The organism is Streptomyces sp. NBC_00986, from assembly GCF_045162565.1.
GTDB lineage: Bacteria > Actinomycetota > Actinomycetes > Streptomycetales > Streptomycetaceae > Streptomyces.
Map to the genome: position 1 here is coordinate 3457284 of NZ_CP108733.1, position 15444 is coordinate 3472727.

Below are 15444 nucleotides of genomic sequence, written 5' to 3' on the forward strand. Positions count from 1 at the left end.
GGGCAGCGTCGAGGGTCCGGAGGCCAGCACCGCGCCGGTCGCGCCGGGCAGCGCGGTCTCCGCCGCGGCCCGGCGGGCCGCGGCGGCGTCGCGCCTGCCGAGGGCGTTGTCGATCCGGGTGTCGATCTCCCCGAGCGTCTGCGCCGCCCGCTCATGGTTCTCGCGTGCGTCCTCGTGAACCAGCGCCGCGTCCTCGGCAAGCCCGCGCGCCTTGCCGGCCTCCGAACGCCGGGTGCCGGCCGTGGCCTTGGCGCCCGGAAGCTGCGCCCGCGCCTCGTTCAGGGCCGCCACGTCACGGTCCAGGCCGGCCTGGGTGTCCCGCAGCGCGGCACCGTCCCGCTCAAGACCGGCCCGCACCTCGGCGAGGTCGGCGTCCAACTTGCCGATCTCCGCGGTGACTTCGGTGATCTGCTGGGTGAGGCGGGGGTCTACGGCGGGGGTGGGTGCGGGGACGGGACCGGTGGTGTCGTCCCCGACCGGCGGTGCTACGACCGTTTCCGGCGCGGGATCCACGACCGTGTCCGGCGCGACGGTGTCCGACGTGATCGTGCCCGGTGTGGTCGAGTCCTGGGTGACCGTACCCGGCGTCGCGCTCTCGACCGTCGTGGCGCCGTTCGTGCCGGACGGACCCGGCACCGGAACGTTCTCCGTGTCGCCGGAGCCGGAAGCGGGGTCGGAGGCCCTCGTCGTCGAGGCCGCTGCCGCGCGGGCCGTGAGGTCGGCCAGTTGGCGGCGGGCGGTGTTGATCCGGGCGCTGAGACGCAGCTCCTGGCGCTCGCCCTCGGAGACCGCGTCGGTGAGCGGGCCGATCGTGCGGCGGGCCTCGGATATCCCGCCGACCAGGGTCTTCTCGCGGGTGATGCGGTTCTGGAGGTTCTGTTCGGCCTGGTCCGCTTCCTGCTCGGCGGTGGTCGCGGCCGTGTCGGTCCGGTGCGCCTCGTCCGCCGCGGCCGTCAGCGCGGTGGTCGCGTCGTTGAGGGCGTCCTCCGCGTCGGGCCGCAGCCCCCGCTGCTCGTACTCGTCGTCGAGCGCCGCGGTGTGGTCGGCCTCGGCCTGGTCGAACGCGGCGGCCTCGCGCTCGAAGTCCGCCCAGGCCTGGTCCAGGGACGCGACACCGGTGGTGGAGTCCGACGCCTGCGGCCCGGTCAGCGTGCCGTCCGGGTCGAAGGGCCAGACGCGCAGGCCCTCGGGGCCCCGGGTGACGAGTTCCACCGGGCGCCCGTTGTCCCGGGCCGCCCGCGACGCGGCGTAGAGGGCCAGGGTCAGACGAGAGCCGTCCGCGTCGGGGCCGGTGGCCACCCAGAGCTGGAAGCCGTCGTCCGTGAGGTCGAGGCCCGCGTTCACGTTGTTCCGTACGTCCCCGGGCCGGATCGTCGCCCAGTCCTCCGGCGCGGTGCCGGTGCCCTCGGTGAGCAGGGCCGGGAGGTCGTAGACCTGGGGCATCGGGTTGGGCTCGGTGATGCCGTGGCCGAGGGCGTCGCGTTCCTCGACGCGGATCGTGGCCGTACCGGTGACATGGCGGACGCCCTCGGGCCCGGCGACCTGGATGTGGACGTCGGCCCGCACCTCGTAGCTGCGGGTGCCGCGGCCGTCGGCGGGCAGGCTGGTGCTGCCGGTCTTGAGCCAGTCGCGGCGGCCGCCGGAGACTCCGCTGCCGAAGTTGCTTGCGTCCACCGGGCGTTGGAGCACAGGCGGGGTCGCGCCGAGGAGGTTGCGGTCGGGGTCGTCGGCGCTCAGGACGAACGGCAGCGACAGCCCGCCGGTGGTGTCGGCGCCGGAGACCGTGCTGCTGCTCTGGGTGCTGATCCGCAGCCGGTCGAGGGTCACGTCGCCGCCGTCGGTGACCACCCTCGGCCGGTACAACGAGACGGTGAGGGTGGGCCGTTGGTCGGGTGCGTTCTGCAACGGGAACGCACCCGGCATCGCCGGCAGCATCCCGCCGGTCTGCCGGGGCGTGTCCAGCGAGATCGTGCCGGCCTGGATGAGTTCGCCGAGCCGTACCGACGCGTTCTCGTCGGAGGTCGAGGCCGGCACGGAACGCCAGCCGCTCCCGGTGTCCGGGGCCACCTGGTCGAGGGCGGTGTACAGCTGGCTCCACGCGTCGAAGCCGTAGACCGGGACGGAGCCGGTCGGGTGGAACAGGTCGGCGTCCCGCAACGCGGGCTGGGCGCCGGGCAGTTGGCGGGGGTCGACCCGGGACAGCGCGGGCGGCGCGGGCGCCGGCAGCGGGGGCCGGGTGCCGTCGGTCTCGCTGCCGGTGAAGCGCAGGCTCACCTGGGCCGGTACCCGGACCTGGCCGCCGAGTTCGCCGGAGAGGGTGCGGCTCAGCCAGGAGCGGGTCTGCGGGTCGGCGTCGTCCCAGGCGATGACCCCGCGCTGCACCAGCGCGCCCACCACGTTCGGCGGCCAGTCGGTGACCAGGGTGGTGCGGACGGTGGCGACCAACTCGTAGTCCAGGCCGTCGAAGTCGGCGGCACTGTCGGTACGCAGCCAGAACCGGTCCTCGGCGGTGCGTCCGCTCTTGTCGACCTTGCTGGACGAGGCGACCACGTTGACGGAGGGACCGAGCCGGTCCGTACGGTCGTCGGCGTCGGGGCGGGGGAACCGGGCCGTCGGGTTGCCGGTGAAACGGTGTGTCCGGCTCTCCGAGGAGGAGAGCGAACGGCCCTCCGCCGTGTGCGCACCCCACTGCTCTATACCGGACTTCTCGCCCGGAACAGCGGTACCCCGTACGGTGCCCCGCTGCGCGGCGGTGCTCGTGGGGCGGGCCGAGAACGTCACCTCGACCAGGGCCGAGCCGCCGAACCGGTGGTGCCGGAAGCTGAACCTGGTCTGTCCGCCGCCGCGCCCGATCAGCGCGCGCTTCCCGGCGACCCCGGTGTTGTCGGCGATCAGCGCGGCGACACCGGGCAGGTAGGAGGCGTGGCCGGGGGTGGTCGCGCCGGGGGCGTAGCGGTCCACCAACTGCCGTACGTCGTTGTGGAATCGGGAGCGCTGCTCGATCGGCGGGGTCGGCGTCGGGCCCGTGCCGGGGTCGGAGAACTCGGTGACCGAGTTGACCGCGGCCAGGCCGAGGGTGCCGTCGTGGACGTACCTGCTGGGCAGCGACGGGCTCGTCAGACCGGTCGTCGACGGGTCGGCCGGGCGCTCGGGCAGGGCGCCCATCCACCGTCCGTCGCGCCGTAGTTGACTCTCCGTCATGAGGAACTGGAGCCCGCGCGGCACGTCCACGGCGAGCGTGACGGTCTCCCCGGGCCCGTAACCGAGGGAGTTGGCGACCACGTTGCGGTGCCCGGACCGTACGGTGATCAGGTAGGTGACGTCGGCCGTGATCCGGTGCTGGAGGCCCGACTGGGTGGGCGTCCGGTTGGTGCCGGTGCCGCTGGTGAGGGTGTCGGACTTGTCGCTCTTGCGGTCGTACTGGTAGCGCCCGGACGGGTTGAAGCGGGACGGCGTGGACGGCGTGGGCGCCGGAGAGCCGGCGGGCTGTGAACTCGCTGGAGGAGTCGGCGGGTTGTTCTGGGTCGCCGAGCCGCCCACCCCGAACTGGTGGGTTTTTCCCAGGCCCTTGAGCTGCTGGGCCGAGTCGGCGGCGGAGATGCCGGTCTCCAGGTACTGGTTGACGCTCTGCGTCAGCCGGGGCGTGTGGGCGACGGCCTCGATCTCGATCGCGAGCTGCCCGTCGGCACCGAGCCCGGGCAGCGTCAGCCCCTCCACCACATAGGTGCCGCTGAAGATCTGGTGGCCCCGGCCGACCAGCGAACCGGGCGAGAGCGCGGTCGTCCGGGCCTCGGAGCTCACCGTGGTGGTGTCGCCGAACGGACTCCCGACCAGCGAACTGCTCAGGAACCCGGTGAAGTTGTCCACCAGCCGGGAGATACGGCCGGGAGGGGCGGCCGGATCGGCACCGGCGTCGGTGTCGGTGGTGGCGTCGGTGTCGGCATCAGTACTGGCGTCGACACCAGCGCCCGTGACGATCCGCCGGAACGCGTCCTGAAGCGCCCCCGAACCCCGTACCACGTCGATCAGCGCGTCGTCCGGGACGCGGACGACATCCGGGTGCGGATCGCCGGTGGCCGGGTCCGTCAGTGCCAGCCGGTCCCGGTCCTCCTGCGTGACCTGCCGTACGGTGAACGGCTCGCCGTCCGGCGCGGGCTCGGCGTCGGCCCGCGTGCGCTCGTGCGGTACGGCCAGCCGGATCGTGCCCGCGACACCCCGCTCGTGGGGGACCTGAAGGCCCAACTCCGGGTCGGGCTGGGCGTGTTGGTCGGGCGGTGCCACCTCGCCGAACCGGACGACCGGCTCCTGGCCCGAGCCTTCGTACAGGTCGAGTGTGAGGCGGGCCGGTACCCCGAACTCGTGGGTGTCCTGCCCGGTCCCGATGAAGAACTGGTCGTGGCCGAGCGTGGTGCCGGTGGTGTTGCCGAGCGTGGCCTGGCCGACGTACTGGTAGTCGCCGGTGGCGTTCAGGGTCCACGCGCCGCCGTGCGGGGTGGGCACGGTGAGCCCGCCGCCGAACCCGGCGCCCAGGCCGTAGGTGTTGCCGAGCCGGGCGGTGCCCCCTCCGGCTGCCTGTGCCAGGCCCATGACCTGAATGTCGGGCAGCACCGTGCGGTGCTCGACCGGCCGGTTCGGGTCGCGCTGCGCGCCCAGTTCCAGCCGTACCCGGCGCCGTCCCGTCACCGAGGGGATCTCCAGGAACAGCGAGTGGCCGCCGTCCACCATGGAGTCCGTCGCCGCGCGCAGCCCGAGCGGGGAACGCAGCTCCTGCAGTCGCCGCAGATTGTTCAACTGCGCCTGCACCAGCGTCTCGTCGGGCAGCCGGCCCCGGTGCGGGGCGTCCGCCGGCGGCGGCAGGAAGCCGTGATCCCGCAGCCAGGTCTCCGCGTCGTCGAACAGTGGATCCGCGTCGCCCTCGTCCACCCCGAGCGGCGCGATGGACTGGCCGATCGACTCCAGGTTCTCCAACTCGGGCGGCAGCACCCGCACTTCGTCCGGCTCCGGTGCGTGCCCCGCCGCGTCCTCGGCGCTGAGCACCCGCAGATCGAGAGCATGGGTCCAAGTCCCGGGCGCATAGGTGGAGATGGAGCCGTCGGGCCGGATCAGGGTGAGGGTGTACTCGACGTCCGCCTCGGTCAGCAGGTGGCTGCGGTTGGTGCGCACCGCGTGCATGGTGCCGGCGAGGTTGCTGGTGCCGAACACGTTCTGCGCCGCGAGGCTCGCGGTGCCCTTGCCATTGACGGTGCCGCCGATGCCGTGGGAGGCGTTCGGGTGTCCCGCGCTGTGGTCGTTCGTGAAGGTCGGACCGACGCTGCCGGTGAAGGTCACCCCGCTGTTGAACGACGTGTTCTGATCGTTCTTCACCGAGTTGACGACATGGCTCTCGAGGTTGATCTTCTTGTCGAGGCTCTTGGCCACCGGGGTGGTGCCCCGGACCGTCGCGTCCAGCCGCATCATGCCGACCGCGCGTCCGTGCGCGTCGGTGAGCACCGGCGAGTACAGCCCGCCCTCGACCTGCATCGGCAAGGTGCCCCGCAGGATCGGTTCAGCAAGGAAGTCCGCGAGCTGGGCCGACGCCGTGTCGTCCAGGTCGTCGCGGAAGTTCGCCACGGCCCCCTCGTACAGCCGCCGCGGATGCAGCACCGAGTCCACGCCGTAGATCGGCAGTGTCCTGATGTCGGCGGGGTGGGGCAGCTCCTGGCCCGGATCGTTCTCGGCGTCCACGAGGTGCTGCGGGAACCAGATGGTGACCGACCCGTGCTGCGCGGCCGGACTCCAGTCGCGCGCCGGGGCGGGAGGCGCGACGTCCGTGGTGTCTACGTCTGCGTTGCCTACGTCCGTGATCGCGGCCGGCGCGTTCTCGTCGCCCCTGCCCGGGGCCGGCGCGTCCACGCGCACCTGCCAGTTGTCGGTGAAGTCGTAGGCGCGGGACGGCTCGTTGCTGCGCTGGGCGCTGGTGGTCTGCACGACCTGGGTGACGGTGGTCGAACCGTCCGCCTGGTTGTGGGTGATGGTCGCGCCCAGCGCGATGTCCACCCCGCGGACCGGACCCGCCGCGCCGACCGGTACCGACCCGGTCCACGGCACCGGGATCGTCGAGAACGTGCCGGACGGCTGCGCCGAGACGATCTCCCGGGTGCCCTGCCCGCGCCGCTCCACATGCTTGTCGGGATCACTCGTGTCGAGCGTGCCCTGCCGTACGGACGGCCGCCTGTTGTCGAGCGTCAGCCGTACGTCCACGTCGCGGTCGACACCGTCGACGTCCAGGACGATGCGGTGACCGCCGAGGCTGCGCAGATACGGCATGTTCAGCGCCATCTGCTCCGCCGACAGCACGTCCCTCAGCTGCGCGAGCACGGGGTCGTCCGGACCCGGAGCGGGCCGGCCGAGCGCGGTGAGCACCTGGCGGTGCAGCCCGTCGACCAGGTCCGGCGCGAACGGCTCGACGTGCACGAGCCCCAACTGGCCGTCGTGGCGCCGCCCGTAGCCACCGAGGTAGGAGGTATGACGACGTCCACCGCCGACCACCGACCCGGTCGGCGAAGTGGTGTCGCCCTCCGGGGAGGTCAGGGTGATGTCCGGGACCGGCACGACCGCGGGAACGGCCTCGGTCTCGGTGTCCGCCTCCGTATGTGTGTCGGTGTGCGTATCCGTCGGATGGATGTCCACCGTGTCCGTGGACGTGGTGGCCACCGGGGTCGGCGCCGTGTGGGTCCCGTCGACGGTGGAGGTGAGCGGGGCGGGCGGGTCCGCGCCGGGCGCACCCTTGACCGGTCCCCGACGTCCGGCATCACCGCGGTGGTCGTCCGCGGGATCGCCGACCAGGGTGCCGATCAGTGCGAGGTGCCGGGGCCGCAGCCCACCCGATGCGTACGCCGGGTCCGACGCGGGCGTGAACCGCGTGGGGTCACCCATCAGGCTGTTCGTACCGCCGCGGTGCGGGGCGGCCGAGTCGAAGCCGCTCTCGTCGCGCAGGCCGACCTGGTGGCCGATCTCGTGGGCCAGGTCGGAGTCGGAGATGTCGGCCGGCCACGAGTGATGAGTCGCCGGGATCCCGTCCGTCGGGTCGGTGAGAGTGACATCGAGGTGCGGTGTCTCGCCGGGAGCGGCCGGTACGACGGTGACGTGCAGCCGGCTCCCGTCCCCCAGCCGGTGGCCCGGGGTGTTGAACACCCGCTGCACACCGTCCGTCAGCCGCTGCTGGACGCCGTCGACCTGCGGCCCCAGTCCCGGGTTGCCGGTGAGCCGGTAGGTGACGGTGAGATCGGTGACCGGCTCCCCGTCGTGGGTGAAACGCCGCACGGCGAAACCGGCCCGCACCACGTACTGGGTACGCGTGCCGTCCGCCCCGAGGGGCCGGGACACCGGATCGACCCAGGTGTGACTGCGCTCCGAGGGGGTCGCCCCGCCTCGCGCCTCCTCGTAACTCCCGGGTTCCGGTGTGGAGTTGGGGGTCACGGAGGGGGTGAGCACGACGGGATCGGGGGTGGGGGTGCCGGACGAGAGGTCCGAGGAGGTGTGGACGGGAGCCGGAGCCGGGGTGACGCTACCGGAGTGGGACGGCTGGGTCGCCTCCGGCGCGGGAGTGGACTCCGCTGCCGAACTGGTCGTAGGAGGCGCGCTGTTGCTGGTGGTGGCGACAGGGGCGGGCAGGTCGGTGTGGGTGTCCGCGCTCGTGCCGGTGTCGCTGTCGGTCCCGGTGTTCGTGTCGGTGTCGGTGTCGGTGTCGGTGTCGGTGACCGTGCCGGAATCGGAGTGGGAGGTGTCGACGCCCTCCGTGCCGGTGGTCTGTGTGGTGCTCGTGGTGTCCGTGCCGGTGCTGCTGTCGGAAGTCGTGTTCTCCGGGCGCCCCGTTGTCGTAGCACGCGGGTTGCCACCGCTGTTCGTCGACGTACCGGAACCGGACGTCGGACTGCCCGTGTTCGTCCCCGCCCCACTCGAAGTGGGGGCACCGGAACCGGTCGTGCCCGTACCCGCACCTGTGCCCGTACCGGTGGTCGTAGTCGGCGGTACGACGCCGGTGTTGGACCCGCTCGCGACAGGAACGTCGGCTGAAGGGGACGGAGTTGAGGTGTTCGAGGTGTCCGCGGAGGACGAGGTATCCGTGGAGGTCGAGGTGTCGTCCTGCTGACCGGTCCCCTCGGCGGGCGCCTCTGTGTCCTGGCCCGACGGCGTGTTCTGTGTGTCCTCACCGGTGTTGTGCGGCTGTTGCTGAACCGTCCGCACGGGCGCCGGAGTTCCCGAGTCGGTGCTGTGCGGGCTGCCGCCGCTGTTCGAGGGCGAGCCGGACCCGGTCGTGCTGGTAGTCGTGCTCGGCGGCACGACGGTCGTGTCCGACGTGTCGTTCTGCTGACCGGCCCCCTGCGTCTCGTCGGTGCCGCCCGCGTCGGCCTGTTCCGGCGACCTCGTCGGCGTACTGCTCGTCGGCGTATGACTCGTAGGCGTACTGGACGTCGAGTTGCCCCCACCGGACGTGCTCGTCGTGCCGTGCGGGACGTTGGTCTGGAGGTCTCCCCCGTCGACCTTCACGTCGTCGATGTGGGTGTCGGTGTCGATGGACTCCGTCGGCGGGGTGTTCGTCGAAGCGCGTTGGGGGGTGGTCGTCGTCGAGGAACTGCCGTTGTTCGACGTCGTGTTGATGGGGCCGGGGCCCGACGTGGTCGACGAATCGGACGACGGGCCGTTCGTCGAGGAGGTCGAAGAATCGTTGTCGGAGCCGGAGTTGGTGTTGGAGTCGGTGTTGGTCCCGTCGTCCGGGATGTCCGCCGTGCCCAGCGTGTTCACCTGCGGCGGGGTGGTGAAGTTGAACTTGTTGCCGATCGCGCCCGCGCCCTGGCCCAGATGGCGTTCGCTCATCGCGCTGAGGCCGCTGCCGAGGAAAGTGTTCAGGGGGTCGATGGGGAAGCCGAAGATGGACGCCGTGGCGATCTCGCCGAGCGTCTCCGCGCCGCCCTCGGTCACGAAGTGCTCGAAGTCCTCGCCGAGTTCGTGCTTCACCTTGTCGCCGAAGCTCTTCGGCTTCGGTGTGGGCGTCGGAGTCGGAGTCGGCGTGAGGTGCGGGGTCGGTGTCGGGGTCGGCGTGGTCTTCGGGTTCGGGGTCGGCGTCGGCTTCGGGTTCGGCTTGGTGTTGACGTCCGGGTTGTCGAACTTGTGGTTGTTGAACTTCTTCCCGTTGCCGCTGATGTCCTTGAACGGGTTGTGGGTGTTGAAGATGTTCTTGAAGTTGTTCTTCAGGCCCTTGCCGAGGTCCGAGAGCAGGCCGTGGAACAGGCCGGTGAACGCGCCGAAGACACCGTCCTGGATGATCTGCGACCAGTCGAACCCGTGCGGGCGGCGGCCCTTGGGCGCGCCCAGCATCATGGCCAGCCGTACCGCGAAGGTCGTGAACGCCTCTTCGATCGCCTCCGTGATGCTGGGCATCAGGTGCGTCTTCTTCATCAGCCATTCCATCAGCGTGAGAATGGCGACCCGGCTGCGGGCCTTCGCCACCGCGGCCTGGCTGGAGGCGGAACCCCCGGTGAAGGCGGACAGCACCGCGATGATCAGCAACTCGATGAGCAGCCGCACCAGTTCGGCGATGATCTGCCACTTCGACTCCATGATGTCCATGGAGGACTTGGTGCGGGACTGCCCGATGCTGTCGAGCTGGTCGGCGAAATCCTTCAGGTAGTTGACGCCGCCGCTGTCGAGGAACATGTGCATCGCCCGCACATAGTTGTTCCCGACCTGCGGCGGCAGCGCGCGCCCGACCCCACCGGCGGTCTGCTCGATCAGGTCCGAGAGGTCACGCATACGCCGGCCCAGCCGCTCGTACGGCTTGCCGTTGGCGAATGCCATGTCCTCGTCGGCCTGGAGGAACTTCTCGCCGACGAGCACGAACATGAGGTTGTTCAGCTGGGGCGACGCGTGGATGGTCATCAGGGGCGATCCGCTGCGTCAGTGCTTTCCGCCGTGCGAACCACCGTCGGTGTCGCCCGTGTTGATGTCGGAGTCGTGGATGGCGTCGAGTGCGCCGCTCTGCGTGCCCAGCACGCTCTTGAGGTTGGTGAGGGTGCCGTCGCCGATGCTGACGATCGCCTCGGAGAGGGACGAGCCGGTCTTGATGGAGCCCTCCCGTTGTTGCTTCTCCTGCGGCAGCATCTGCTGGGCGTAGCTGTCGTCGTGTCCGGGCCAGCCGGAGGTGGACGACACGTCCGTGATGAACTCGTTGATCATCTCATTGGCCAGCCGGCTGATCTGCTCGATCTGCCGGGTGCCGGCGACGAGCGCGGGCGGGGCGGCGGAGTAGGCGTTCGAGGCCATCGTCTTCTCAGTCCTCCGGGTCTTCGCTGATCTCGTCGCGGAGCCGGCCGGCTCCGCGCCGTCGGCCGCCCTTGGGGCCCTCCAGGACACCGGGCCCGAAGATCTTGTTCCAGTCGACGTCGAAACCGGTGATCTCGGGTGCCTCGGGGTTGGCCTTGGTGAAGGGCTCGAAGGTGGCCATGACGTGCCGGGCCATCCGGGCCCGGGCCTCCTGCACCGCCTCCAGGACGCTCGCGGCGAGCTGACCGGCGGGCATCGTGCGGTACTTGTCGTCCAGGAAGGTCAGGTCGCGCAGGTCGCCCTGCGCGGAGACGGTCACCTCGACGGCGCGGTCCACGGAGCGCACCGTGCTCTCGGCGTGGGCGAGTTCACCCTCCGCGCGCGCCACCGCGGCCTCGGTGGCCTCCAGTTCGGCGACCGCCTTGGCCAACCGCTGCTCGATCGACTCGCTGCTCATCGGCCGATCACCGCCGGCGAACCGCCCTCGTCGGTGCCCCAGACGTCCTCGTCCTCGGTGAGCCACGCGTCGCGGGCGCGGTCGCCGCTCTCCGTTGAACGGCCGTTCTGTCCGGCGCCGTTGCTGCCGGGGCCGCCCACCGGGTACGGGGCGCTGGACGTGGTGGGCCGGGTGTACACGACGTCCTCGTCCTCGTCCACGTTCGCCGCCCGGTTGGTCCGGCCGCGCCGGGTGGTGCCGTTGTTCGGGTCGGTGAGGACGGCGCGGGTGCGCTCGCTGGTGCCGCCCTGACCGCCGCCTCCGCCACCGCCCATACCGCCGCCGCCCATGCCTCCCATGCCGCCCATCCCCATCGGGTTGAGCGGGGTGCCGCTGGACGCCTGGGCCGGGGTGGACGCGTCGAGAGCGGCGGTGTCGAGGGAGTCGGAGCGCAGCGGGCCGCCGGTGTAGGGGGTGCTGTCGTAGTCGTCGTAGCCGCCGTCGAGGCTCGAATCCAGGCCGCCGGAGGACGAGTTGAGACCGCCGCTGCTGAGGCCGCCGCTGTTGAGCCCGGTCGTGTTCAGGCCGCTGGTGTCGAGGCTGGTGCCGTTGTTCAGCCCGCTCGTGTCCAGACCGCTCGTGTCGAGACCGCTGGTGTTGAGACCGCTGGTGTCGATCGAGGACGAGGGGAGGTCGGTGCCGTCGATGTCGGTGGTGGTCGTGTGGCCCGACGGGTCGGTGGTGGTGAGCTGGCCGGTGTCCGGGTTGAGGGTCTGGGTGGAGCCGTCCGGGAACTTCGTGGTCAGCGTGCCGTTGTCGTTCAGCGTGGTGGTCGAGCCGTCCGGGTTGGTGAACGAGTCACCCGGGTCGAGATGCGTGGTGGTGACGTTGCCCGAGGGGTCGGTGACGGTGACCTGACCCGTGTCCGGGTTGAGCGTCTCGGTGGAGCCGTCCGGGAACTTCGTGGTCAGCGAGCCGTCGGCGTTGAGCTGGGCCGTCGAGCCGTCCGGGGTGGTGAAGGAGCCGTCGGTCGGGTTGAGCGTCGACGTGCTGACGGTGCCGTCCGGGTTCGTGGTGGTGACCTGGCCGGTGTCCGGGTTGAGGGTCTGGCTCGTGCCGTCCGGGAACTTGGTGGTGAGCGTGCCGTCGTCGTTGAGCGTGGTCGTCGAGCCGTCCGGGTTGGTGATGGTGCTGCCCGGGTTGAGCTGGGAGACCGAGGTGGTGCCGTCCGGGTTCGTGGTGGTGACCAGGCCCGTCGACGGGTCGATGGTCTGGGTCGAACCGTCCGGGAACGTCGTGGTGAGGCTGCCGTCGCCGTTGAGCTGAGTACTGCCCCCGGTCGGGGAGTTGAGCGTGGTCGAGCCGTCCTTGGTGGAGTCGTTGCCGTTGTTCAGGAGCGACGGACCGTTCAGCATGGTGCCGGCGAGGTTGCTCAGGTCGTTGCCGTTCGAACCGTCGTTGTTCAGCAGGCTGTCGCTGCCGAGGTTGTTGAGGTCGTCGAGCCCGCTGCCGACGTTGTTCAGGCTGTTGCCGAGATCGTCGTTCAGGTTGTTCAGGCTCGAGTTCAGGCCGTCGCCGATGTTGTTGAGGCTGTCGTTCAGGTTGTCGTTGAGGTTCGTGCCGAGGTTGTTGAGGCCGTCGCCGAGGTTGTTCAGGTTGTCGTTCAGGCCGTCGTTGAGATTGTTGAGGTTGTCCCCCAGGTTGTTGAGGTTGTCGTTCACGTTGTCGTTGAGGTTGTTGAGGTTGTCGCCGAGGTTGTTGAGGTTGTCGCCGAGGTTGTTGAGATTGTCGTCGAGGTTGTTGAGGCTGTCGTTGAGATTGTCGTTGTTCTCTTTCGCCTCGTCCTCGGCGATCTCGTTCTCCTCCTTCTGGAGGACCTCGGAGAGCGTCTCGTTGTTCTTGTTCTTGACCTCTTGGTCGAAGGCGTCCTGCACGTCGGCCCAGGCGTTCTTCACGTTACTGAGCGCGTCGATGGACGGCTGCTTGAGCTTGGAGTCCGCGTGGTCCGACCAGCTCTTGACAGCGGCGTCGGCGACCTTCTGCCAGGTGGTGTGCTGGGTGAGGTCGCCGTACTCGGGGACGGACTGCTTGAAGTTGGCGTCCGTGGAGTAGGAGGTGTAGTCGCCGCCTCCGTACTGGCTGTAGGTGGAATGGTGCGACGACAGCACGTGGTTGATGTTGTTGTTGATGACCCACTGGCTGATCTCGTCGAGGATCTTCTTCAGGTGGTAGTGCGGGTCGTGCTGACCGTCCGACGCCCAGTCGTTCCACGCGGTCTGCAGATCGGTGACCGCCTGCTTCAGCGCCGTCTGCGCGGCGGCCAGCGCGTCGCTCAGCTTCGACTTCGGGACGTAGCCGCCGAGGGTGGTGTTGGTCGGCGTGTAGTCGGTGCCGCCCAACTGGGAGACGTAGCCGTTGTAGTTGGTCTTCAGCTCGTCGAGGAGATGCCAGAAGAGGCTGGCCGCCTTGCCCTTCCAGGCGGCCTGGTCCTCGCCGAGCGAGGTCATCCACTTGTCGACGATGTCCGAGTGGTCCTTGAAGAACTGCACCACCCGGTCGAAGGACTGCCCGGTGTTCTCGAAGGAGAGCATGTCGACGGCGTTGGCGTCGATGACCGACAGCCCGCTGTAGGAGAAGCCCTGTGTCGAGTACGGCGACGCCAGCAGGTGGTCGAGGACCAGCTTGCTGCCCGAGATGTACTGGGCCATCGGCCCCGAGTCCCACTGGACGTGCGAGTACGAGCCCTCGAACGCGCCGCCGCCGGTGACCTCGCCGCCGCTCCAGAGCGTGGCGCGGCCGTTCGCGTCGACGGTGACGCCGATCATCACGATCCGGGCCTTCTTCATCTTCACGCTGTTGTGGGCGCCGTCCCCGCCGGCGTCGTAGAAGGCCAGGTCGTAGTCCTCGCCCTTGTTGACCTGCCAGCCGCCGATCGCCGAGTAGTCCGCCGCGGTCACCGACCTCATGTCGATGCCCTGGATGTCCATCCGGAACAGCTTGAGGTCGCCGAAGTCGTCGCTGTTCGAGCTGCTGAGCTTGTCGAACAGGCTGGACCGGGCCGGAATCGTGTAGCCGGTGAAGTCGGTGACGGCCTGGGCGAAGTAGTCGTCCGGGTCGTAGTTGGCGGTTCCGGTGGTGGTTTCGGCCATGGGGCGGACTCCGCTGCGGAGGAGGAGGGGGGACGGGGTGGGGGGCTCCGGGGTACGGGCCCGGGCTCAGCAGGAGCCGGCGGGCCGCGCACCGGCCTCAGGAGGTCTTCGAGTCGCTGCCGCTCATGTCGCCGTCGACGGTGTCGAAGATGTCCAGCAGCTTCTCGCCGTCGATCGAGTCGAGGCTGTCGCCCTGTGTCTTCAGCAGCGTGGTGATCGTCTCGTCCAGGGCGTCGTCGATGTCGTCGAAGAGCGTCTTCTGATCGGTGAGGATCTTGTCCAGCGCGGTCGCCTGCGTCTTGAGCGCCTCCACGAGCGTGGACCCGCCGACCGGGTCCGAGCTGTCGCCGCCGTTCATCAGGCCGATGCGCAGGATCTTGGCGAGGCCCTGGGCGGAGCCGGCGCCGGTCTCGGCGATCAGGTTCTTCAGGGACCGGACGCCCGCGTTGTCCTTGCGGATGTTCACCAGATCGGTGATGAAGTCCGCGACGTCGGTGTTCTTGAAGTTCTTCAGCGCGGTCGAGTCGAGGTGGGTCAGATCTGCCATGGGTGCCTCCGCGGGCGGAACGCGCCGACCCTGGGCGTACGGCGCGGCGACGGAACGGGAAGGAGCCTGGACGACCGCACCGACCGCGAGGAGACCGGTCGGTGCGGTGGAGCCGGCCGGCTCAGCGGCCGATGGTGACCTCGGACCACATCTGGCTGAGCGAGTTCTCGCTGTACTTGTAGCCGTTCGAGATCTCGTTGAGGAGCTGCGAGTGCGAGGTGAGCAGCGTCTCCATGTTCTGCACCGCGCCGTCCCAGGCCGCCTGCTTCTGGCGGTAGGTGTCGGCGTCGTTTCCGTACCAGGTCTTGGACAGCTCGCTGAGCTCCGCCTCGAGGTTGGACAGCGTCTGCGCGATCGCCTTGGTCTGCATCACCATGTCGTCCGCGGCGTTCGACATGTGGTTGTAGCTGACGTAGATGACACCGTCGGACAGGTTGTCTGCCACAGCTTGCCTCTCTTACGCGATGAGTCTTGCGCGATGGGGGGATCGGACGTGACGCGAGGTCAGCCGGCGAGCTGGTCGAAGGCCGACTGCGCGGCGTTGTACGCCTGGTTGATGGAGTCGTTCGAGGAACCCTGGGTCTTGTTGTGTTCCACGAGGCTCTGGTTCAGCCGGTCGATGACGTCCTCGAGGTTCTTGAGGATGACGTTGCACTGGTCGTCCCACTGTGTGAGCAGCTGGCCGTACTGACCACCGTCGCTGCCCTGGTAGCCGCTGCCCAGGGTGGAACGGGTGCTGTCGACATCCTGACGGATCTTCACGATGCCGCTGAAAGCGCTCTCCAGGGCCTGGATTCCGTTCCGGGTCGAACCTTCGCTTGACTGCTGGCCATCTCCAGCCATCGTCCCACCTTTCGTAAGTCGATCTGAGGTACGAGTACAACTGAGCCTAGATTGGCGGAAGTTGCGCTGACAACGAACTGAGGAAGATCTGAGGTTGCCGACGGCTTCCGTTCAGATGCTTTTACCGGTAGGCAACTTGACCGGAACACGCGGTTCCGCGGTCGGCG

General features: G+C 69.6%; 7 protein-coding genes (1 of these 7 cut by a window edge). All 7 read right to left on the reverse strand.

The window, feature by feature from the left end:
* A protein-coding gene (locus tag OG504_RS14870; RefSeq protein WP_405990270.1) for a hypothetical protein crosses the window boundary here: on the reverse strand, window positions 1-9918 show its start. It extends 26754 nt beyond the left edge of the window; 9918 of the gene's 36672 nt are visible here — the first part of the coding sequence; the start codon lies at window positions 9916-9918; its stop codon lies beyond the left edge, outside the window.
* 18 nt (window positions 9919-9936) lie between these two features.
* Entirely contained in the window at window positions 9937-10302 is a 366-nt protein-coding gene (locus tag OG504_RS14875; RefSeq protein WP_405990271.1) for a hypothetical protein, read from the reverse strand.
* 7 nt (window positions 10303-10309) lie between these two features.
* Entirely contained in the window at window positions 10310-10759 is a 450-nt protein-coding gene (locus OG504_RS14880) for a YbaB/EbfC family nucleoid-associated protein (protein ID WP_405990272.1), read from the reverse strand.
* The gene (locus OG504_RS14885) at window positions 10756-13887 is read right to left on the reverse strand and encodes an AAWKG family protein (RefSeq protein WP_405990273.1); all 3132 of its coding nucleotides are present in this window, start codon (window positions 13885-13887) and stop codon (window positions 10756-10758) included. Before OG504_RS14885 ends, OG504_RS14880 begins: the two co-directional genes overlap by 4 nt.
* Window positions 13888-13984: 97 nt before the next feature.
* Entirely contained in the window at window positions 13985-14434 is a 450-nt protein-coding gene (locus OG504_RS14890; protein ID WP_019075404.1) for a type VII secretion system-associated protein, read from the reverse strand.
* 121 nt (window positions 14435-14555) lie between these two features.
* A complete protein-coding gene (locus tag OG504_RS14895) occupies window positions 14556-14879 on the reverse strand; it encodes a WXG100 family type VII secretion target (RefSeq protein WP_405990274.1) in 324 nt (107 codons plus the stop codon).
* Between the two features lie 59 nt (window positions 14880-14938).
* Complete coding sequence (locus OG504_RS14900; RefSeq protein ID WP_093629627.1) at window positions 14939-15277, reverse strand: hypothetical protein; 339 nt, start codon at window positions 15275-15277, stop codon at window positions 14939-14941.
* Window positions 15278-15444: the final 167 nt, after the last annotated feature.